Genomic DNA, 19745 nt, shown 5'->3' with positions numbered 1-19745 from the left:
CTGGCCGGTCGGCGAACCGAAGGAGGGCGGGTCTACGGTGCCCAGCCGCAGACGGAACACTCTACCGCGGACGTCTCGTGGAGTCCCCCGCAGTCAGGACATCGCTTCTTGTTGTAGTCCTGCTCCCACGTCGCCGTCTCGGTCTCGTGGCCACGGTCGGTGAGGAACTCGTCGAAGATGTCGTCGTTCGCGGTCGCCATACACGGTTGCCTTCGCCAGCACCGGCCATAAATCTGTGGTAAGCGGACACATGGGTCAGGGGCACACGGCGAGGCAACACTTGCCGGCCGAGGTCGTCCGCGCGGCTGGTCGAAGCATCGAGACAGCGACGCGAGAACGGGACCGCGGGCCGGTTACAGCCCGTAGAGGTCGCCGAACTTCTCGTTCGCGTACTCGACGAACGCGTCGGCGGTGAACTCGGAGCCGGTGGCCTCCTTCACGAGCCGGTTCGTCTCGTAGCGCTGGCCGTGGCTGTGGACGTTCTCGGTGAGCCAGTCGTGGAGCGCGTCGAACTCGCCGGCCCGGAGCTTGTCGTCCAGCTCGGGGATGTCGTCTTCGGCCGCGTCGAACAGCTGTGCGGCCATCACGCTCCCGAGCGAGTAGGTGGGGAAGTAGCCGAACGAGCCGTGCGACCAGTGGATGTCCTGGAGACAGCCGTTCGCGTCGCTATCGGGGCGAACGCCGAGGTACTCCTCCATCTTGTCGTTCCAGACGGCGGGCACCTCCTCGACGTCCAACTCGCCCGCCAGCAGGGCGCGCTCGATCTCGAACCGGAGGATGATGTGCATGTGGTAGGTGAGTTCGTCGGCCTCGACGCGGATGAGGTTCTCCGGGTAGATCTGGTTCGCCGCCTCGTACCCCTCCTGCGGCGAGACGTCGGTGCCGAACTGGTCGTTGACCATCGGCGCGTACCCCTCCCAGAACCCCCGCGAGCGGCCGACGTGGTTCTCCCAGAGCCGCGACTGCGACTCGTGGACCGACAGCCCGCGATGCTGACCCAGCGGCGTGCCGTACTGCTCCTGGGGCAGGCCGAGCGTGTACGTGGCGTGGCCGAACTCGTGGATGACCGAGCCGATGGAGGAGACGGGGTCGGACTCGTCGAACCGGGTGGTGACGCGGGCGTCGAACTGCGTCCCCGTCGAGAACGGGTGCGGGGCGGTGTCGATGCGGCCGCGGTCGAACGGGTACTGGAGGTACTCCAGGGTGTCCCGCGACAGCGCCATCTGGTCGTCCTCGGGGTAGGTTCCCCCCTCGAACGGCGACGCGAGGTCCGCGTCGGCGTCCTTCAACTCGGCGATGAGGGGGACGAGTTCCTCGCGCAGTTGTTCGAGGATGTCCTCCGCCACCGAGAGGTCGAGCCACGGCTCGTAGTCGGCAAAGAGGACCTCGTAGCTGTCGGCGTCGGGGTCGATGTGCTCGGCGTACTCCCGTTTCAACTCGAGCAGGGTCTCGACCTGCGGTGCGAACTGCGACCAGTCGCTCTCCTCGCGGGCTTGCTTCCAGACGGGGAGGGCGTTCGACGTCTCCTCGGAGATGCGCTCGACGAGCGATTTGGGCACCTTCGCGGCGCGGTCGTACTCGCGGCGAATCTCTCGGACGACGCTCCGCTCCGGCTGGGGGAGGTCCGCGGCCTCGCTGGCCTCCAGCGAGTCGGCAAACTCGTCGCTCGTGAGGACGTCGTGTTTCGCGCCCGACAGCGCGGACTTCTGTTTCGAGCGGGCGGGCGTCCCGCCCTCGGGCATCATGACCTCCTGGTCCCACGAGAGCACCTGCCCCGCGTCGGCGATGTACGTCGCGCGCTCGTAGCGTTCCAGCAAGTCGTCGTAGGCGTCGGGGACCGAGTCCTGTGTCGCCATACCGACCGGCAACACTTGCACGACAAGAAAAGCGTCGGTTCGCGGGTGTCAGCGGCGGAGTCGGGCCAGTCGTTCGGACACCTGCTTCGCGACGGTGCCGCCGAGCCGGTCGCGGAGCGTCCCGAGCAGGCCGTTCGGGACGAACAGCACGAACAGCACGAACAGCAGACCGAGATAGAGGCTGGCGTGGCCGTTCAGGAACGTCTCGATGGCCTCCTGGACCGTGAGGCCGTTGAACAGCTCCGTCGTCAGCGCCGACTGCGATAGCTGTTCGCGCAGGAACGGCAGGAGACCGCCGCCGGAGCCCTCCTTCGAAAGGAACTCGCGGACCGACTCGTCGAACAGCCGGCCGAAGATGGGGCCGGCCAGCGTCCCGAACCCGCCGATGATGGAGGCGAGCAGGGCGTCGCCGGAGACGAGGAAGTACAGCGAGTTGTCGGGCGCGACCGACCGGCGGAAGCCGGCGAACAGCGCGCCCGCCACGCCCGCGAAGAAGCCGCTGACCGCGAACGCCGCCAGTTTGTAGCGGAACGTGTCGTAGCCGACCGCGCGGGCCCGTTCCTCGTTCTCGCGGATGGCTATCATCACGCGACCGAACGGCGAGTGGATGACCCGTTGCATCAGCAGATACGAGACCAGCACGACCAGTCCGATCATGTAGTAGGAGACCTCCGCCGTCGAGAAGGAGAGGGTCCCGAACAGCCCCTCGACGCTCTCCCCGGCCAGTTGGCCGATAGCGAGGTTCAGCGAGTCGACGAACGGGACGCCCACGTCGAAGGCGGGCGGAGTCGCCCCCTCCGGACCGACGACGGCCGCGCCGTCCGCGGGCGACTCCGAGACGAACGACCAGTCGCGGACGAACACGTAGACGACCTGCGCGAACCCGAGCGTTATCATCGCGAAGTAGACGCCCGTCAGCCGGAACGAGACCAGGCCGATAAGCACCGCGAGCACGAGCGCCAGCAGTCCCGCCAGGACGACCAGCACCATGAACTGCGTGTCGTACGCGAGCAGGCGGATGCCGGTGAACGGCACCGTAACGGCGAGTTTGCCGTTCGCGGCCAGCACCACGAGGTACGCGCCGGCGCCGTAGAACACGGCGTGGCCGAAGGAGAGATACCCCGTGTAGCCGGAGATGAAGTCGAAACTGGCGGCGAACAGCCCGAAGTAGAACACGGCGACCATCGTCTCCACGCGCGGCAGGAACATCGTCGCCTCGGCCGCCACCGCGGAGTTCGTCAGGACGTGGTACAGGCCGGGGTACGCGACCAGGAACACGACGACCCCGATGTGGACGACGTGGTCCCGCAGGTAGCGGACGGGCCAGGCCGTCGCCCCGCTCGTACCGGCCTCCGTGCCGGTCGCGGTGTCGGTGCTAATGGCCCCCCACCTCCGCGACGCCGAACAGTCCCTGCGGTTTCACCACGAGCACGAGCACGAGGATGAGAAACACCGTCATCTGCGGCAGGCCGGAGAAGTCGACGACGTTGACGAACCACCACGTCATCGTCGCGTCCACCAGGCCGACGAGCAGGGCGGCGTACACCGTCCCGCGGAACGTACCCAGGCCGCCGATGATGACGACCACGAACGCGGGCAACAGCGTCTCGGCGGCCAGCGGCACCGACGCGCCCCACGTCGGGTCCCAGGCGAGCAACAGGCCGGCGACGCCGGCGATGCCCGCGCCGAGCGCGAACACGGTGGTGAACACCCGGCGCACGTCGATGCCGAGCGCCTCCGTCATCTCGGAGTCCTCGCTCCCCGCCCGGACGACGAGGCCGTAGCGGGTCCGGGTGAGGAAGCCCCAGACGACGGCGACGGTGGCGACGCCGAACGCGATTTGGAACAGCGCCAGCCCGTTGACCGTCACCTCCGAGAGGTCCGCCAGCGCGAGGCCGGCGACGCCGACGAGGAACGCGGCAACGGCCGCGCCCGCAGTGGCGAGGGTCAGCGGGTCGACGGCCGAGTCGGCTCCCCCGGGGGTGAGCCGGCGGACGTTCTCGCGGGCGCCGTCGCGCAGGCGCTCGAGGGCGTCGCTCCGAGCGAACGTCCCGGCGACGACCGCCGCCAGCAGGCCGCCGCCGAACAGTTGCAGGACCGACAGCCCCCCTACCGAGATGGCCGCGAGGTCGAACGACGACGACAGGAACGCGGGTTTGGTGCCCAGCGCCGCCTGCCAGTCGGAGATGGGCTGGATGTCGTAGAAGCCGACCGTGATGCGCGCGAGTTCGTCGAGCACGAGCGTCAGCCCGAACGTCAGCAGTATCTGGTAGATGGGCGGGCGGTCGTACAGCGGGCGGATGAGCCCCACCTCGACGACGCCACCGAGCGCGGCCAGCAGGCCGAACACGACGACGACGGCGACGAAGAAGTACGCCACCCGCGCGACGGGCCCGGTCGCTTCCGACACCGCGAGCACGAGCAGGAGGCCGCCGGCGTACGCGCCGAACATCGTCAGCGAGCCGTGCGCGAAGTTGAGCACGCCCATCAGCCCGAAGATGAGCGTCAGGCCGCCGGCTATCATCACGAAGATGGCCGCCTTCGCCAGCCCGTTGACTATCACCTCGGTCAGCGTCGAGGGGCCGAGGAACTGTACCAGGGCGTCGAGGAAGCTCACGAGCGGAGGTGCGGCGAGCGAGTTCATGCCGACAGATACCTCCGTATCTCCTCGTCCTCGGTCACGCCGCTGGTCGCCTCACCCTCGGTGACGACCTGCCCGTTGTCCAGAAGGTAAAAGCGGTCGGCGAGGTCCATCGCCAGCGGGAGGTTCTGCTCGACGAGCAGGACGGTCGCGTCCTCGCTCGCGGCGTCGACGGCCCGTGCCACGTCGGCGACGATCTGGGGTGCCAGCCCCTCCGAGGGTTCGTCTATCAGCAGGAGGTCGTTGTCGCCGACGAGCCCCCGCGCGATGGAGAGCATCTGCTGTTGGCCGCCCGACAGCGTGCCGGCCTTCGCGTTCGGCCGCTCCCCGAGAGCGGGAAACGTGTCGTACATCCGTTCTATCTCGCCGCGCGTGTCGTCGTGGTCCGGCGGGACCGCGATGCGGATGTTCTCCTCGACGGTTAGCTGGGTGAACACGCGTCGCTCCTCGGGAATCCAGCCGATTCCCTTGCGGGCCACCTCGTTGGTGTCACGGCCCACGAGTTCCTCGCCGCGGTAGCGGACCGACCCCTCCTCGGGCGGCGTCAACTGCAACACCGTCCGCAGGGTGGTCGTCTTGCCGACGCCGTTGCGGCCGATGAGCGCGACCACCTCGCCGGACTCGACGGACAGCGAGACGCCTTCGAGGATGTGGCTCTCGCCGTAGTACGTGTGGGCGTCCTCGACGTCGAGAAGCGTCTCGCCGGTCATGCGACCTCCTCCCCGGGCGCGTGCTCGCTTCCGTCTGCCTCCCCGTCGGTGAGGTCGCCCGGTTCGTAGCCGCCCAGATACGCCTCCTGCACGGCGGGGTCGTCGCTCACCTCGTCAGGGGTGCCGTCCGCGATGACCTCGCCGCGGTTGAGCACGACGATGCGGTCGGAGACGTTCATCACGATGTCCATGTTGTGCTCGACGAGGAGCACCGCGTGGTCCGAGGCGACGTCCTCGATGAGGTCGATGATGTCGTCGACGCTCTCCGAGGAGACGCCGGCGTTCGGCTCGTCGAGCAGGAGGACGTCGGGGTCGCCCGCCAGCGCGATGGCGACCTCCAGTTGGCGCTTCTCGCCGTGGCTGAGGTTCTCCGCGACGAGGTCGGCCTGGTCCGCGAGACCCACCCGGTCGAGGATGGCGTGAGCCTCCTCGTAGTAGGCGTCGAACGCGCCGACGTTGCGCCACATCTTCATCGAGTCCTCGCCGTGTGCCTGCGCGGCGACCCGCACGTTCTCGAGGACGGTGCTCGTCGGGAACACGTTCGTCACCTGGTAGGAGCGGTGGAGTCCACGGCGGGCGGTCTCGTGGGGGTCGAGGCCCGTCACCTCCTCGCCGTCGAGATACACCGCCCCCTCGGTGGGGGAGAGCACCCCCGTCAGCAGGTTGAAGAACGTGGTCTTGCCGGCCCCGTTGGGACCGATGAGCGAGCAGAGTTCGTCCTCGGCGAGCGCGAAGTCGACCGCGTCGACGGCCGTGAGGCCGCCGAACCGCTTGGTCAGGCCCGCCGTCTCGAGCATTAGAGGTTACAGCCCATCTCCGAGCTGTCCTTCGGGATGGTGGTCGACCCCTTCCCGATGGTCGCGACCGGGTCGCTGGGCTTGATGGGTGCGTTCCAGCTGTCGGTGTCGTTGGGCACGGTGTTGGCGATGGTCATCGCCGACCGCGCCTGGTTGTTGTACGACTGGAACTCGTAGCCGTCCTCGCCCTTCGGGGTGTCGGCGACGACCATCCCGCGCATCTCCGCGGCGATGTCAGCACCTTCCGTGGAGCCGGACGCCTCGACGGCCTGCGTGAGCGCCGAGGCGGCGGTGAACGTCCCCGAGGTGAACAGGTCGGGGACGATGCCGTGGGCGGAGGTGTAGCTGTCGACGAACGCGCTGTTGATCTCGTTGTCGTACTGGTTCCAGTGGTAGCGGGTGGTGAACGGCCCCAGGTTCGCGTTCATCAACTTCTCCTCGCTGAGCGGCTTGCCGAGCACCTTCTGGAGCGTCTGCCCGAGGATGCCCGTCGTAATCTGGGTGGCGAAGCCGCCGAACACGCGGTAGGAGTAGTCGCCGTTCAGGAACGTGGTGAACAGTTGCGGGAGCGTCGCCACCGTGAAGCCGGCGACGATACCCTCCGCGCCCGCGCTCTCGGCGTTTTCGAGCAGGCCCTCCCACTCGCTGTACCCCTGCGGGACGAACTTCTCGCCGACGATGTCGATGCCGTTCGCCTCCAGCACAGTCCGGTAGTTGTTGACGACGGCCTTCCCGAACGAGTAGTCCGCACCGAACAGGTACACCGACGAGACGTCGGTGTTGTCCGCGACGTACTGACCGCCCGAGCGGGCGTCCATCGCGGTGTTCTCGTTGGCGCGGAACACGTTCGGCGCACAGGTCTCCGACGCCGAGGTGATGCTCGCCGAGGCCGCCGGCCCGATGATGGTCGGCGTCCCCGCCTGCTTCGCGACGGTCTTGACGACGCGGGTGGCCGACGCCGACGACGTACAGCCGAACAGCACGTCGACGCCCTCGTTTTGCACCAGGTCGGTCGCCAGCGTCTGGGCCGTGTCCGCGCTCAACTGCGTGTCGCGGACGACCATCTCGTAGTCGACGTCGCCCACCGTCGCGGTCTGGGTGCCCGTCTCCGCGGTCATGCTGAAGTCGGGTTCACCCTTGTAGTTGAACCCCTGGCCGAACCCCCAGACCGCCTGCTGGCCGTAGTACTTCAGGTCGCCCGACAGCGGCTGGAGCACGCCGATTTTCACGGTGCCGGAGGCCCCGCCGTTCATCGTCGTCCCGTCCGTCGACGTCGGGGAGTCCGTGCTGTCGCCGCCGCCGTTGCCCTCGTCGTCGGTGTTGGTCCCGCCGCCCGTACAGCCCGCGAGGCCGACGACGCCGGCCGCCCCGGCCGTCGCCAGCATCCGTCTGCGTGTGAGTCTCTTGGCGTCCATGGCACGTAGTATCGTAGCAACTCCACCGGCAAGGTACCGGAGGTTAACATGTAAACGAGCGGCTACTCGCGGGTTCCTGCACACGGTTCACGCATGGACCCGATACCGACGACGGTCGACAGTGCCGACGGCACGACCCTGCGGCTGTGGAAGCAGACGCCGGACGACGCGAGCGAGGCCGTGCTGTACGTCCACGGCTCTATCACGTCCTCCCGGGCGCTCTTTGCGCCGCCCGTGGAGCGCGACGGCGAGCGCGACGACTCCTACTCGTGGCTCGCGGCGACCGCCCGCGCGGGGCGGGCGGCGTACGCGCTCGACGTGCGGGGGTACGGCGACAGCGACCGCCCGCCCGAACTGAACGCGCCGCCCGAGGCGAACGACCCGCCCGTGCGCGCGCCGCTGGCCGCCGAGGACATCCAGGCGGCGTACGACGAACTGGCTCCCCGATACGACGCGGTCCACCTCGTCGGCGTCTCGTGGGGGACGATGACCGGCGGCTACTTCGCGGTCCACGGCGACCACGACCTCGCCTCGCTGACGCTGTGTGCGCCCGTCTACCGGCCGCCGTGGTCCTTTGCCGAAATCACTGCGGCGCTGAACGTCGACCCCGACCTCGACGCCTACTACCACCAGCGGTACGACGCCGTCAGCGACCGGCAGGGCGGCGACGACGCGCTGTTCGAAGCCATCTGGACCACGCAGGTCGAGTCGAACCAGGGCGAAGACCCGGAGACGTACATCGCCCAGGCCGGGGCGCTCGCGGACACGAAAGCCGCCGTCGAGGGCGAGCGGGTGTACGACGCGACAGCCGTCGAGACGCCGACGCTCGTGGTACGGGGCGACGAGGACGCCATCTCGGTGCGGGAGGACGCACTCTCGCTGTTCGACGAACTCGACTGCCGGGCGGAGTACGCGGAGGTCGGCGGCGGCGACCACTACGTGATGCACGGCGAGAGCAGGCAGGCGCTGTACGGCGCGGTGAGCGCGTTCCAGGACCGCGCGTGAGCTACTCGTCGATGTCGTCGAGCGCGTCGACGGCGTTCTCCGCGAGCTTCCCCTGACCGCGGCGCAGTCGCTTCGAGACGGCGGGTTTCGAGACGCCGAACCGGTCCGCGAGGTCGCCGAGCGTCGCGCCGCGTGGCGACTCGAAGTAGCCCTCCTGGACGGCGGTCTCGAGCGTCACCCGCTCGGTGTCAGACAGGTCCTTACAGCCGTCGACGAGCGTCATCGCGGCGCCGACGTTCTGGACGAACCCCGAGAGGTCCGACAGCGACATGTCCGACCGCTCGACGACCGAGAACTCGTTGTCCGCGTCGAGCGACCCCAGCGTCTCGTCGGCGACCGGCTCCCGGTCGAAGCCGACGTGCCAGCGTTCGCTCCCGGCCTCGATGTGGAACGGGCCGGTGATGTAGCCGTCGTTCGCGCGGATGGTGCCCATCGCCGCCGTCTCCTCGATGGTGGTGCGGATGTGGGCGACGTTCGCCTGCTTCGACAGCAGGTCGAGTTCGTGCATGTTCGCGTGGTCGTCCAGCGTGTGGAGGCCGTTCTCCAGTGCGCCCCGGTCGTCGCCCTCCACGAGCATCCGCGTCGCGAGCTGGTGGCGCGCCTCGTCGAACTCCCAGTGGACCGCCGAGAACGCCACGTCGTTGGCGACGGTCGTGTCGATGAACGGGCAGTCGTACTGCTCCATGTCGAGTGTGAGGTCTATCATGGGCCTGCCCCGCTGGGGTTTCACGTACGTTCCCCCTCATCAATCATAACACTTGTCCCGGAGTGGTCAGCTGTGAGCCCCGCGATATCGGGAGTTTGCGGTCGTCGCGGCGGCGGTCGGGGGGTGCCGCGACGACCGCAGATTCCGACAACGACGGCCGCGTCACTCCTCGAACTCGGTGGCCTCCGGCTCGATTGCCGTCTCGGCGTGCTCGTCCGCCGCGTGGACCGCCTTGTACGCCGTCCGGTACCGGGAGATTTTCCGGTACAGCAGGTAGCCGAACAGCCCGTCGTACACGATCACGAACCCGAAGAACAGCACGAGCGGGGAGACGCCCGGGTAGAACAGCGAGACGACGCCGGGGACGATGCCGACCAGCGTGTTGTACGTCGCGTGGATGAACGCCGCGATGAGCAGCCCCTTCACGACGATGGGGCCGGCGCGCTCGCCGTTGAACTTCGCCAGCCCCAGATAGTAGCCGGCGAACGCCGAGTAGATGACGTGACCCGGTCCCGCCAGCGCCCGGACGGCCGTGATGCCGCCGCCCTCGTTGAGCGCCTGCTGGAGCAGGCCCCCGACGTCTATCTGGAGGCCGAGCGCACCGAGCGCGCCGACCACGCCGAGCGGGACGGCCTCGGCCCCGGGGGTCGGGGAGACGTTCAACTGCCGGGTGATGTACAGCGCGTTCTCGATGGTCGCGAAGCCGAGGCCGGCGACCGCACCGTACACCGCGCCGTCGATGACCGCGTCGAAACTGCCGCTCCGGTAGGCGTACAGCCGGACCGCCAGCAGTTTCACCGTCTCCTCGACGGGGCCGACGACGAGATAGAAGAACAGGAACGGGACGAGCTGGAGGAACGCGAAGGCCGTGTTGACGATGGCGGCGAACCCCGCGAACACCACCCCGAGGAGGAACGTGCCTATCAACAGCGGGAGCGGTTCGCTACTCGTGATGTCGGTCATGTAGATGTAGCCGACCAGAAACACCGCCGGAACCACCGACAGCACGACGAGACCGATGACGTACGGGTCCCGCACGAACGTCGCGCCGATGCTCCCGAGGATGATCTGCGTGCCGATGATGACGATTCCCACCAGGACGACGAGGATGCGGGCGACGGATATCAGCCCGCTGTGGACGCGCACCGCGAGGCGGTCGAGGGCGGTCCGTGGCTCCCACGTCGAGACGTCGTAGAGGTCCCGCGTCCCGTCGGACCGCGACTCGACGGGGTCCCGTTCGGTCATACGCGGCCTGTGGGACGGGACCCCCCTAAACCCACCCGGTCGTGACACGCGGGCGGCGACCGCGAACTACCCGGCTTTTTGCCCCATCGCCCCAATCCACGGGCATGCACTTCGACCAGCGGGAACAGGCCGCGCTCCGCGAGGTCGGACTCTCCACCGACGACCTCCAGCGGGCCTCCGAGTTGGTCGCCGAGCGCGTCGAGGCGACGGCCGCCGACCTCGAGGCGTTCTTCGACCGCGAGGTGGTCTACTCCGAGATGGACCTCGCGCACAGCGCCGACGACCACGCCGAACACGAGGTGCGCTTCCTCGACACCTACACCCACGCCGCCGACCTCCAGGGCTGGCTCCGGTTCGAGACGTGGGGCGTGGCCGTGACGGACGGCCGCGTGCTCTCGGAGGAGCGCGTCGAGTTGACGCTGGAGGGGCGGCACGGCCGCACCCGCTTTGCCACCTCGCCGGAGGCACTGTGAACGTCCGCGTCCGCGGCATCTACACGACCGCCGTCACCGAACTGTTCCGGCAGAGCGACGCGCAGGTCGTGCAGGCCTCCCCACCCATCCGCGAGCGGTTCGACGCCGACTTCCCCGTCGCGGAGGCGGAGGTACGGGCCGAAACAACGTTCGACCGCCAGGGGCTCACGCTCGTCGGCGCGCCCGACGCCGTCGACGCCGCGACCGACCGCCTCCAGGGGGTCGCCCGCGACACCCTCGCGTGGGCCGACCCCGCGCCCGTCGACGCGGTGTTCGACGGCGTCGTCACCGACACGCTCGGCTCCGGCGCCGTCGTCGAGTTGGGCGACGCGGAAGGCTTTCTCCCGTACGACAACAGCGACGACTACCTCGACGGCGGCGAGCGCGTCCGCGTGCAGGTCCGCGACACCGAACCCCCCTGGGGGTCGAACCGGCCGACGCTCGACACCGACCTCCGGGTCGAGACGCCGCTGGTGACGCTCGTCCGCGGCGGCGCGAGCGAGCAGGCGGGCGCCGCGCGGATGGAGGACCTCCTGCCGGTCGACCCGCCGGAGGGGTGGGCAGTCCGGTGGGGCCGCGACGACGATGAGGCGTCGATGGACGCGCTCGCTGACGCGCTGGAGGCGGCGGGCGCGGCGGCCGACGCCATCGACGCCGGCCTCTCGGCGGCGGACCCCGACGAAGTGCCCGGACGACTCGCCGCGCCGACGGCGACCACCCACGCCTGGTTCGGCCGCGAGAGCCGGTTCGCGCTCGACGAGTACCGCCGCGAGGTGACCGCGACGATGCCCGGCCACCACCGCGTGAAGGCGGCGACGAACGCCGCCAGCGCCGCCGTCGACTTCGCGGAAGCGATGTGTGAGCCGTCGGGCGAGTTCCCGTTCGACGTCGTCACCCGCCAGTTCGGGCCGCTGGAGGGCGACAGCGTCGCTATCGGCCACGGGAAGCCGGACGGGCGGCTCATCACGCTGGGCCACGGCGAGGTGACCGACCGCGACCCCGCCGGGAAGATAACGGTCGAGCGGGAGATGCACCCCGGCGGCACCTACGACGCGCTGGGCGTCGAACGGCAGGCTGGCGACGTGGCGACGACGAAGTTCGCCGAGGGGCGCTGGTGGTACGCGACCGTCTACCGGGGCGCCGAGGGCACCCGCCGGGGGACGTACGTCAACGTCTGCACGCCCGTCGAAGTGTTCCCCGAGGCCGTCCGGTACGTGGACCTCCACGTCGACGTGGTGAAACACGCCGACGGCACGGTCGAGCGCGTCGACGACGACGAACTCGACGCCGCCGTCGACGCCGGACAGGTGCCGGAACCGCTCGCCGAGAAGGCCCGCGAGGTGGCGTCGAAAGTCGAGAACGCACTCTAATCGTCGCGCCGGAACGCGCGCCACGCCGCGCCCGCGCCGAGCGCCAGCGCGCCCCCGAACAGGCCGAATCCGGGCTGTCTCACCGGGGTCCCCGTCGCGGACGGCGTGGCGTCGGCGGTCGACCCGTCGGCCGGCTGGTCGGCCGGCGTCGCGGACGGCGAGGGCGAGGCGGTCGGCGACGCCGTCGGCACCGGGCCGTCGGGGTTCGGGAACGTGTAGATGGCCGCTCCGGGGCCGTCGCCGGCGGCCGACGCCGTCTCCATCTCCGAGGGGTCCTTGCGGCTGGAGGCGACGAAGAAGGAGTCGCCGCCGTACTGGGCCGTCCAGAAACTCGTCGTCGCGCTGTCGCGGAACTGTGCGAGTTCGCGCGGCGCCGAGGGGTCCGAGATGTCGTGGACCCGGACGCCGCCCCGGTACCACGAGGTGAACAGGCGGTCGCCCGCGAACTCGAAGTTGTGGGAGGTGGTCCAGACGCCGGTGAACCCCTCGTCGTCGGTCGTCGGGGCCTCGATTTCGGCGACCTTCGCGGGCGATTCGGGGTCCGAGACGTCGTACAGGTGGATCGACCCCGGCCGGACGTCCTCCTCGGGCGGGTCGACGTCCCACGCCTCGACGCTGATGCCGACGAGCGTGCCGTCGTCGTTGGGCGCGACGAAGTGGTCGTTGCCCGGCGGCTGGCGCCCCTCCTCGAACGACTCGCTCTGACTCAGGTCGATGAACTCCTCGGCCGAGCGGCCCCGCACCTTCGCCCGGAGCGTCGGCTCTGCGGGGTCGGAGACGTCGACCAGCCACGTCCCCGCATCCCAGTAGGCGAGGTAGGCGACGCCGTCCTCGACGGTGATGTCGTGGAGCGGCCAGTGGATGAACGGCACCTCCTGCCACGTCTCGTCTTGCGAGACGATGGACCATCGGCCGAGTTCCTCGCCAGTCTCGGCATCGACGGTCACGAGCGGGTTGCGCTCGCCGTCGTTGCCACAGAGGTAGACGGTCCCCTCGCTGATGTCGCAGTTGTGGTTGAAGAACGTCGTCTCGTGGGTCGACACGCGCTCGGGCGCCGTGGGGTCGGAGACGTCGAACACGACGACCCCCTGGAGTTCGGGGCCGGGGTTCGCGGGGCCGGTAACCGCGAGGCGGTCGCCGTCCACCTTCACGTCGTAGATGTCCTCCAGCGGGCCGTCCTCGTGGTCGCTCCAGACGTCGCGGTTCTCGTGGAGTACCGCGGGCGCGGCGGGGTCCGAGACGTCGACGACGGCGAACCCGTCGGTCACCGCGACGTAGACGTAGCCGTCGGGGCCGACGACGGCCTCCTTCGCCCCGGTCAGCGGCGCCTCTCCGAGCGGTTCGAACGCGTCCTGGGTCGCGGCGCCGGTGCCGGCGAGGAGGGCGGGGAGCGTCAGGGCACCACCGGTCGCGCGCAACACGTCGCGTCGTCGCATGCCCCCACCTGGGGGCCGCGCCGACAAAAGAGAGGGGGTCGGTTCGCCGTCGCGGAGTCAGGCGTCGGCGTTGCCGCCCTTGTTGCCCTGCGACTCGCCGCGGTTCTCGCCCTGCGAGGCCAGCACCGTCAGGTCGCCGCTGACGACCGAGCCGTCCCAGTAGGACCGGTCGTCGGTGTAGCGTGCGTCAGTGTAGGTGCCGTACAGTTCGACGCGGGCGTTGCCCTGCCCGTCGGCGAGGCGGTTGAGTTTGGCGTCGTGGAACGCGACCACCAGTTCGCCGTCCGACCGGTACACCTTCTCGGGCGCGACGCGGGCCGTCCCGTTCGTCGCGTAGAAGCTGTCGGCCGCGATGCCGGTGGCGTTCTCGGGCACGTCGTAGCGGATGGCGGTCGTGCCGTCCTCGTCGACCCACACCATCCGGTCGGGCAGGGCCGTCGTGTACCGGACGGCGCGCCCCTCGACCGTCGGTGAGACGGTGCCCTTCGCCTCCATGTAGTCGATGACGACCTCCGCGAGCAGGGTGTCGGTCGTGGAGACGCGAGTGGCGTTCTCCAGCGGGTAGCCGGAGCCGCCGGCGGCGATGTAGCTGTTGACCGCGACGGTGTACGTCTTCCCGTCGCGGACCGGCTTCCCGCCGACCCGGAGGTCACGCACCTCGCCGGTCGCGCCGTTCCACTCGAAGCTGACGCCGGAGACCTGCTGGCTGATTTCGGCGTCGTACGGGTTGTCGGGCCCGACCGTGATGACCTGCGATTCGAGCGTCTCCTCTAACTCCTCGCCCGTCAGTTCGACGGTGACGAGCGTGTTCGCGAACGGCAGGGTGTTGAACACGTCGCCGCCGGTGATGTTGCCGGGGCCGTACACCGCGTTCGAGCGGATGCCGCCGGCGTTCGTGATGGCCACGTCCGCGCCGGCGGCGTTCCGCATCGCGTCGGTGACGAGGTTGCCGTAGTTCGACTCGCGGTGGTAGTTCGTCGAGAACCGCGCGTCAAGCGCCACCTCGCTGTACGCGGCCGTCGAGTCGAGCGAGACGTTGTCACGGTAGCCGTTGATGATGCGGCTGGCCGTCTCGTTGCGCTCGGCGCTCTCGGTGACGTTGATGAGCCGCCCGTTCCAGGCGGTCACGTCGTCCTCGGCGGTGTCGACGGTGAGGTTGAGTTCGCCGAGCCACTCGGCACGGGCCTCAGCCTCCGAGATTATCGTCCCCGACGTCTCGGCGGGCGGGTAGTACTGCTCGTCGTCGCCGACGAGGATGACGTCGATGTTGCCGTCGTCCGCGCGGGCGACGCGCTCGGCGTCACCGATGCCGGTGTGAGCCAGCGCGACGACCACGTCGACGTTCTCCTCGGCTCTCAGCCGCGCCGCGGCCTCGGGGCCGGCCTCGCTGACGTTGCGGACCGTGACGCCGTTGCCCGCGAAGTCGATGTTCGTCTTGCCGTACGTCGCGCCCCGGTCGACGAGGCCGATGACGCCGATGCGCACGCCGTCGCGCTCGACGACGACGTGGTCCTCGGCGCCCTGGAACGGCTCGCCGGTGTCGTTTCTCACGACGTTGGTCGCCAGCCACGGGAACTCCGAGTCGTTGCGGAACTCGGAGACGGCGTCGTAGCCGAAGTCGAGTTCGTGGTTGCCGACGACGTCGGCGGCGGGGTCGAGGTGGTTGAGCACGCTCGTCGCCACCCGCCACTGGCTCACCGGTGCGAGCGCGTGGGGGCTCACCTGGTCGCCGGCACCGAGCACCACGGTCGGGTTGTCGTGGGCCTGCCGGCGCTCGTGGACGAGTTCGACCAGCCGCGAGAAGTCGCCGTCCTGCGCGGCGGCGGTCTGTACGTCGTTGTACGACAGGACCGTCACCGTCGCGGTCCCGTCGGCCGTCTCCGTGGCGTTCTCGGTGGCCACGGCGGCCTGCTGTCCACCCCCCGCGGGCGCGGCGACGGCCGACGCGGGCACGCCGGCGGTCACCACGCACGCGAGCACCAGAAGGGTCAGGATGCGTCGCATCGGGCGTTTCTGCCGACAGGAATCTCTTAATTCTATCCCTTCCGGATTGAATAGAGAACCGTTCACGCCCCTGTCAACTGTTCACGAACGGACGCCTCCGGAGCGTCGCCCGCCCGCGTTCAGAACCGCACCGAGAAGTCACTGCCGCCCGAGTCACCGGTCGAGTTCGACGCCGTGGTGCCGGTGGGGAGCCTGCTCGACAGCCACGCGACGAACGCGTCGGGCGAGCGGGTCTGCACCCAGACGGTGCCGGGGCCGGTGAACTCGGAGACGAGTCCCTCGCCGGAGAACAGCGTCGACTTCAGACCGCCGACGCGGCGGACGTCCCACTCGACGTCACGGAACCCGACGACGTGGCCGGTGTCGACGGTGAGCGTCTCGCCGGCCGGCACCGCCCGCTCCTCGATGGCGCCGTAGCTGGAGAGCCACACGGGGCCGTCGCCCGACAGTCGCAGGAGGAACAGCCCCTCCCCGCCGAGAAACGAGCGGGCGCCGCCGAACGTGGTGTCCACCTCGACGCCGCCGCCGGCCGCGAGGAACGACCCCGACTGCGCGAACAACTCGCCCTGCCCGTCGCCGACGTGTTCGGTGACGACGTCGCCCGGGAGCGCCGACGCGAACGACACCGTCGCCTCCCGGTCAGGCGAGCGGAACGTGTTGACGAAGAAGCTCTCGCCGCCGACCAGCCGCTTCAGGGAGCCGAACACGCCGCCGCGGGCGCCCGTCTCCATCTCGATGCCCGTCTCGTGAGCGACCAGCGCCCCCGCCTCCGCGACGACCCGCTCGCCGGGCGCCAGCGCGATGGTGACCATCGCCTCCGAGGGCCGGTGGTGTATCTCGTGGTCCATGCACCCCGTTCGACGTGTCGGAGCAAAAACACCGCCGTGGCACGTGCTGGTCCGGAACTACCAGTCCCAGCACCACTATCAGGGTCGGCGTCGAAGCGCGGGCATGGACCCCGACCTCGACGGCCGCGTCGCGCTCGTCACGGGGAGCGCGAAGGGACTCGGACGTGCGTTCGCGCTGGCGCTCGCCGACTGCGGCGCCGACGTGTGCGTCCACTACAACACCAGCGACGACGCCGCCGCGGAGACGGCCGACGACGCCCGCGAGAAGGGCGTCGCCGCGATGGCCGCCAGCGCCGACGTGACCGACCCCGCCGACGTGGACGGGCTGTTCGACCGCGTCGAATCGCGGCTCGGCGGCGTCGACGTGCTCGTCAACAACGTCGGCAACTTCGCGCCCACCCACTGGGAGGACATCGAGTGGTCGCGCTGGCAGACCGTCGTCGAGACGAACTACTACGGGACGGTGCTGTGTGCGAAACGCGCCCTCCCGGGGATGCGCGACCGTGAGTGGGGGCGGGTCGTCAACGTCGGCTACGCCTCCGCGGAGAAGGGGCTGGTCTCGCCGAAGAACTTCCCGTACTTCGCGGCGAAGAACTCCGTGCTGATGTTCACGCGGATGCTCGCGGCCGACACGCAAGACGACGGCGTCACGGTCAACGCCGTCTCGCCGTACGTCGTCGAGAGCTCCGACGAGTTCCCCGAGGAGGCGCCGCGGGGCCGGTGGGCGCGCTACGAGGACGTGGTCGCACCGTTGCTGTTCTTCTGCTCCGAGGAAGCGGCGTACGTCTCCGGCGAGAACGTCGAGGTGGACGGCGGCTGGCTCCCCGAGGACGTGTAGCTCACACGACGCCGGCCGTCGCGAGCAGTATCCACCCGCTCACGACGACGAGCAGGACGCCGACGACGAAGGCGAGGACGCCGCCGCCGACGTTCCGGAGCGCCGTCCGCGTCTCCGAGTTCGCCGAGACGACGAACCGCTCGCCGCGGTGGTTCTCGACGGCGACGCCCCGGCCGGTGTCGACGGCGTGGCCGAGCACGTACACCTCCGTGCCGTCCTCGAGTCGCCGCTCGGTGAACCGGCGCTTCTCGTCGTGGACGCGGTCTCGGTTCTCCCGGCCGGCGAGGAACGCGGCGACGCGCTCGGGGGGGTCCTCGCCGGCCTCGACGACTATCTCGTCGGTCGCCGGCAGGTCGAGGTCCGTCGGCAGGCCCGACGAGAGCCAGCCCTCCGATTCGGTGGACGCGTCGCGGGGCGGTTCCGCGTCGACGCCGTCGCCGCGTTCGACGGGGTCGACAAGCGCCTCCCCGGTACCGTCGCCGACGGCGAACGGCACCGTCACGCCCCCCTGCGCGAGCGTGTCCCAGTCGCGCAAGGCGTCGCCGGGGTCGCGGTCGTGCTCCTCGACCTGCCACTCGTAGGCGACACAGTCGGTGCCGGTGAACGGCGTCTCGACGGTGTCGCGCGCGTCGACGGCGCCCTCCAGTTCGACCCGGCCGGTCGAGACGAACCCCGCGTCGCTCGTCGGCGTCGAGAGGATGGCGCGGACGTTCCGCACCCGGTCGACGGCGTACGCGACGAGACCCACCCCGAGGAGCAACAACACGACCCAGAACAGGCTCCCGACGAGCGTATCGAGGACGCTCATCGACCACCTCCGACGGCCATCAGTTGCCCTGGATGGCGTCGATGACCATGGCGGCGGCGACGACGGGTTCCTTCGGCACGTCGCTGGTGTCGTCGAGCGTTATCTCGTAGGTGTCGCGCAGGGAGAACTGGCCCTCGATGGACCCGACGTGGTCGCCGTCCGTGTCGGTTATCTCGTACTTGTGGGGGATGAGATAGCCGAACGGCAGGAGGTTGCGCGCCAGCGTCATCATCGCACCCCGGGAGTCTATCTTGGCGAGCGCACGCTCGTCGTCGGCGTCGCGGATGGTCCAGGTGTCCTGTAGTAGCGAGTAGTCGTTGTCGAGGATGACGAGTTCCTCGCCCGTCTGAGCGTCCGAGAGGACGTAATCGCCCGCCACGTCGATGATGCCGCCGGCCTTGACGGTGAACACGTCGGTGTCGTCGCCGTCCGTGAACGGGAACTCCTCTTTCAGTTTGAACATCTTCTGTTTCCCGCGGAGAACGACGTTGCCGGCCGAGTCGGTCGCCTTGTACTTGTTGCGTATCAGCGACTGGTCGACGGTGTAGCTGTCGTCCGTCAGTTCGATGCCGCTGATGTCGTACTGGTCGCTCATGCCTCCGCGTCCTCCCGGGTTGTTGATAAGTCCCCCGGCCTACCGGCCCGCGTAGTCCTTCTGTGGCACGTCGACGGTCGGCTTGTCTGCGTCCTGCCACGCGGTGAACCCCCCCTCTAGATGGGCCACGTCGGGGTAGCCCATCGCTTCGAGGCGCTCGGCGGCGAGCGCCGAGCGGCCGCCCTCGTTGCAGTAGAGCACGTAGCGGTTCTCGGGGTGGAAAAAATCCTTGTAGTACGTCGTCTCCGGGTCGGCCCAGAACTCCACCATTCCGCGAGGCGCATGCTCGACGTCGGGAATCGAGCCCTCTATCCACACCTCGCGGATGTCGCGGATGTCGAGCACGACTACGTCGTCGCGGCCGCGTTCGGCGTCCAACACGTCGACGGTGACGGACTCCACGGCCGCGTCGGCCGCCTCCGCGAGTCCCCACGCACGCTGGTCGAGGTCGAAGTCGGCGTCTGTCACGGCGCGTCGGTACGACGCCACCCATCCTGAACCCATCGCCCGGCGCGTCAGTCGGCCGCTCGTACCCCCTCGACCATGTCGGCGTACGCGGCGACGAACTCGGGCACGTCGTCGTGGTCGTGGAGTTCGCCGTGGGTGAGCCAGCGGACCGCCGCCACCTCGTCGGTCGCGCGGGGGTGGGCCTCGCCGCCGACGTGCTCACAACGGACGACGACGTTGAGACACGGCGTGCCGTCGTCGGCCTCGAACGTGCTGGCGTGGACGTACTCGACCGCACCGACTTCGATGCCGACCTCCTCCGCGAGTTCGCGCCGGGCCGTCGCCGCGATGGCGTCGCCATCGGTCGATTCCAGTTTCCCGCCGGGGAACGCGAGCACGCCGGCGGCGTGGTCCTTCTGTGCGCTCCGTTCGACGAGCAGGTACTCGCCGTCGCGGACGACGACGCCGTCGACGTTGACGACGCGGCCGTACTCTGCCATCATGGGTCGGCGTTCGCGGCGAGCGGCAAACCGCTATCGGTGGTGTGAGTC

The 19745-nt window shown here is 69.5% G+C and carries 20 protein-coding genes; 4 read left to right on the top strand and 16 right to left on the bottom strand.

Annotation, left to right across the window (positions count from 1 at the left end):
• Window positions 1-32 precede the first annotated feature (32 nt).
• From NL112_RS07080 to NL112_RS07050, 7 genes are all read right to left on the bottom strand, one after another.
• Window positions 33-200 (bottom strand): HVO_0416 family zinc finger protein, encoded by a 168-nt coding sequence (locus tag NL112_RS07080; protein WP_255151934.1) that lies wholly within the window; start codon window positions 198-200, stop codon window positions 33-35.
• A 153-nt stretch (window positions 201-353) separates the two neighbouring features.
• Entirely contained in the window at window positions 354-1856 is a 1503-nt protein-coding gene (locus NL112_RS07075) for a carboxypeptidase M32 (RefSeq protein ID WP_255151933.1), read from the bottom strand.
• Between the two features lie 48 nt (window positions 1857-1904).
• Window positions 1905-3110 carry a branched-chain amino acid ABC transporter permease gene (locus NL112_RS07070; protein ID WP_255152585.1) on the bottom strand — a complete coding sequence of 402 codons (1206 nt, stop codon included), beginning with the start codon at window positions 3108-3110 and terminating at the stop codon, window positions 1905-1907.
• A gap of 121 nt (window positions 3111-3231) precedes the next feature.
• Window positions 3232-4500 (bottom strand): branched-chain amino acid ABC transporter permease, encoded by a 1269-nt coding sequence (locus tag NL112_RS07065; protein WP_255151932.1) that lies wholly within the window; start codon window positions 4498-4500, stop codon window positions 3232-3234.
• Window positions 4497-5207 (bottom strand): ABC transporter ATP-binding protein, encoded by a 711-nt coding sequence (locus NL112_RS07060; protein ID WP_255151931.1) that lies wholly within the window; start codon window positions 5205-5207, stop codon window positions 4497-4499. The genes NL112_RS07065 and NL112_RS07060 overlap by 4 nt, the downstream gene beginning before the upstream one ends.
• On the bottom strand, window positions 5204-6004 hold the full coding sequence (locus NL112_RS07055; RefSeq protein WP_255151930.1) for an ABC transporter ATP-binding protein: 801 nt from the start codon (window positions 6002-6004) through the stop codon (window positions 5204-5206). Before NL112_RS07055 ends, NL112_RS07060 begins: the two co-directional genes overlap by 4 nt.
• Window positions 6004-7419, bottom strand: a complete 1416-nt coding sequence (locus NL112_RS07050; protein ID WP_255151929.1) for an ABC transporter substrate-binding protein — start codon at window positions 7417-7419, stop codon at window positions 6004-6006. The genes NL112_RS07055 and NL112_RS07050 overlap by 1 nt, the downstream gene beginning before the upstream one ends.
• Window positions 7420-7512: 93 nt before the next feature.
• Between NL112_RS07050 and NL112_RS07045 the strand changes: the two genes are divergently transcribed.
• Entirely contained in the window at window positions 7513-8424 is a 912-nt protein-coding gene (locus NL112_RS07045) for an alpha/beta hydrolase (RefSeq protein WP_255151928.1), read from the top strand.
• A 1-nt stretch (window position 8425) separates the two neighbouring features.
• Here the strand turns inward: NL112_RS07045 and NL112_RS07040 are convergent, their stop codons facing one another.
• Both NL112_RS07040 and NL112_RS07035 read right to left on the bottom strand, forming a co-directional pair.
• On the bottom strand, window positions 8426-9130 hold the full coding sequence (locus tag NL112_RS07040) for a helix-turn-helix domain-containing protein (RefSeq protein WP_255151927.1): 705 nt from the start codon (window positions 9128-9130) through the stop codon (window positions 8426-8428).
• A 162-nt stretch (window positions 9131-9292) separates the two neighbouring features.
• Window positions 9293-10375 (bottom strand): PrsW family intramembrane metalloprotease, encoded by a 1083-nt coding sequence (locus NL112_RS07035; RefSeq protein WP_255151926.1) that lies wholly within the window; start codon window positions 10373-10375, stop codon window positions 9293-9295.
• Window positions 10376-10479: 104 nt separating this feature from the next.
• Here NL112_RS07035 and NL112_RS07030 point away from each other — a divergent pair, with 104 nt between their 5' ends.
• Window positions 10480-10848: a DUF7532 family protein gene (locus NL112_RS07030; RefSeq protein ID WP_255151925.1), complete on the top strand. Its 369-nt coding sequence runs from the start codon at window positions 10480-10482 to the stop codon at window positions 10846-10848.
• A complete protein-coding gene (locus NL112_RS07025; protein WP_255151924.1) occupies window positions 10845-12218 on the top strand; it encodes a ribonuclease FAU-1 family protein in 1374 nt (457 codons plus the stop codon). Before NL112_RS07030 ends, NL112_RS07025 begins: the two co-directional genes overlap by 4 nt.
• On the opposite strand, the gene NL112_RS07020 is transcribed toward NL112_RS07025, so the two are convergent.
• From NL112_RS07020 to NL112_RS07010, 3 genes are all read right to left on the bottom strand, one after another.
• Complete coding sequence (locus NL112_RS07020; RefSeq protein ID WP_255151923.1) at window positions 12215-13654, bottom strand: LVIVD repeat-containing protein; 1440 nt, start codon at window positions 13652-13654, stop codon at window positions 12215-12217. The genes NL112_RS07025 and NL112_RS07020 overlap by 4 nt on opposite strands.
• 57 nt (window positions 13655-13711) lie before the next feature.
• A complete protein-coding gene (locus tag NL112_RS07015; protein WP_255151922.1) occupies window positions 13712-15658 on the bottom strand; it encodes a bifunctional metallophosphatase/5'-nucleotidase in 1947 nt (648 codons plus the stop codon).
• A 119-nt stretch (window positions 15659-15777) separates the two neighbouring features.
• A complete protein-coding gene (locus NL112_RS07010; protein ID WP_255151921.1) occupies window positions 15778-16506 on the bottom strand; it encodes a TIGR00266 family protein in 729 nt (242 codons plus the stop codon).
• A gap of 103 nt (window positions 16507-16609) precedes the next feature.
• Between NL112_RS07010 and NL112_RS07005 the strand changes: the two genes are divergently transcribed.
• Window positions 16610-17344, top strand: coding sequence for an SDR family NAD(P)-dependent oxidoreductase (locus NL112_RS07005; RefSeq protein ID WP_255151920.1), 735 nt, complete (start codon window positions 16610-16612; stop codon window positions 17342-17344).
• 1 nt (window position 17345) lies between these two features.
• Here NL112_RS07005 and NL112_RS07000 read toward each other — a convergent pair whose 3' ends face one another.
• Genes NL112_RS07000 through NL112_RS06985 form a run of 4 tightly spaced genes read right to left on the bottom strand, consistent with a single transcriptional unit; the run spans window position 17346 to window position 19697 of the window.
• Window positions 17346-18152, bottom strand: a complete 807-nt coding sequence (locus tag NL112_RS07000; protein ID WP_255151919.1) for an E3 ubiquitin ligase family protein — start codon at window positions 18150-18152, stop codon at window positions 17346-17348.
• Between the two features lie 19 nt (window positions 18153-18171).
• Window positions 18172-18747: an LURP-one-related/scramblase family protein gene (locus tag NL112_RS06995; protein ID WP_255151918.1), complete on the bottom strand. Its 576-nt coding sequence runs from the start codon at window positions 18745-18747 to the stop codon at window positions 18172-18174.
• A 39-nt stretch (window positions 18748-18786) separates the two neighbouring features.
• Complete coding sequence (locus tag NL112_RS06990) at window positions 18787-19215, bottom strand: rhodanese-like domain-containing protein (protein WP_255151917.1); 429 nt, start codon at window positions 19213-19215, stop codon at window positions 18787-18789.
• Between the two features lie 47 nt (window positions 19216-19262).
• Window positions 19263-19697 carry an NUDIX hydrolase gene (locus tag NL112_RS06985; protein ID WP_255151916.1) on the bottom strand — a complete coding sequence of 145 codons (435 nt, stop codon included), beginning with the start codon at window positions 19695-19697 and terminating at the stop codon, window positions 19263-19265.
• Window positions 19698-19745: the final 48 nt, after the last annotated feature.

The sequence above is a fragment of the Halorarius halobius genome, from assembly GCF_024298865.1.
Taxonomy (GTDB): Archaea; Halobacteriota; Halobacteria; order Halobacteriales; family Haloarculaceae; genus Halorarius; species Halorarius halobius.
The sequence above is the reverse complement of the archived record's forward strand: the minus strand, read 5'-3'. Positions and strand labels throughout refer to the sequence as shown.

What these genes read in the sequence shown, in the direction of transcription:
- NL112_RS07015 (WP_255151922.1), bottom strand. Translation starts at nt 15,658, where the DNA reads ATGCGACGCATCCTGACCCTTCTGGTGCTCGCGTGCGTGGTGACCGCC.
- NL112_RS06995 (WP_255151918.1), bottom strand. Translation starts at nt 18,747, where the DNA reads ATGAGCGACCAGTACGACATCAGCGGCATCGAACTGACGGACGACAGC.
- NL112_RS07080 (WP_255151934.1), bottom strand. Translation starts at nt 200, where the DNA reads ATGGCGACCGCGAACGACGACATCTTCGACGAGTTCCTCACCGACCGT.
- NL112_RS06985 (WP_255151916.1), bottom strand. Translation starts at nt 19,697, where the DNA reads ATGATGGCAGAGTACGGCCGCGTCGTCAACGTCGACGGCGTCGTCGTC.
- NL112_RS07075 (WP_255151933.1), bottom strand. Translation starts at nt 1,856, where the DNA reads ATGGCGACACAGGACTCGGTCCCCGACGCCTACGACGACTTGCTGGAA.
- NL112_RS07020 (WP_255151923.1), bottom strand. Translation starts at nt 13,654, where the DNA reads ATGCGACGACGCGACGTGTTGCGCGCGACCGGTGGTGCCCTGACGCTC.
- NL112_RS07060 (WP_255151931.1), bottom strand. Translation starts at nt 5,207, where the DNA reads ATGACCGGCGAGACGCTTCTCGACGTCGAGGACGCCCACACGTACTAC.
- NL112_RS07050 (WP_255151929.1), bottom strand. Translation starts at nt 7,419, where the DNA reads ATGGACGCCAAGAGACTCACACGCAGACGGATGCTGGCGACGGCCGGG.
- NL112_RS07045 (WP_255151928.1), top strand. Translation starts at nt 7,513, where the DNA reads ATGGACCCGATACCGACGACGGTCGACAGTGCCGACGGCACGACCCTG.
- NL112_RS07000 (WP_255151919.1), bottom strand. Translation starts at nt 18,152, where the DNA reads ATGAGCGTCCTCGATACGCTCGTCGGGAGCCTGTTCTGGGTCGTGTTG.
- NL112_RS07030 (WP_255151925.1), top strand. Translation starts at nt 10,480, where the DNA reads ATGCACTTCGACCAGCGGGAACAGGCCGCGCTCCGCGAGGTCGGACTC.
- NL112_RS07055 (WP_255151930.1), bottom strand. Translation starts at nt 6,004, where the DNA reads ATGCTCGAGACGGCGGGCCTGACCAAGCGGTTCGGCGGCCTCACGGCC.
- NL112_RS07010 (WP_255151921.1), bottom strand. Translation starts at nt 16,506, where the DNA reads ATGGACCACGAGATACACCACCGGCCCTCGGAGGCGATGGTCACCATC.
- NL112_RS07065 (WP_255151932.1), bottom strand. Translation starts at nt 4,500, where the DNA reads ATGAACTCGCTCGCCGCACCTCCGCTCGTGAGCTTCCTCGACGCCCTG.
- NL112_RS07005 (WP_255151920.1), top strand. Translation starts at nt 16,610, where the DNA reads ATGGACCCCGACCTCGACGGCCGCGTCGCGCTCGTCACGGGGAGCGCG.
- NL112_RS07040 (WP_255151927.1), bottom strand. Translation starts at nt 9,130, where the DNA reads ATGATAGACCTCACACTCGACATGGAGCAGTACGACTGCCCGTTCATC.
- NL112_RS07035 (WP_255151926.1), bottom strand. Translation starts at nt 10,375, where the DNA reads ATGACCGAACGGGACCCCGTCGAGTCGCGGTCCGACGGGACGCGGGAC.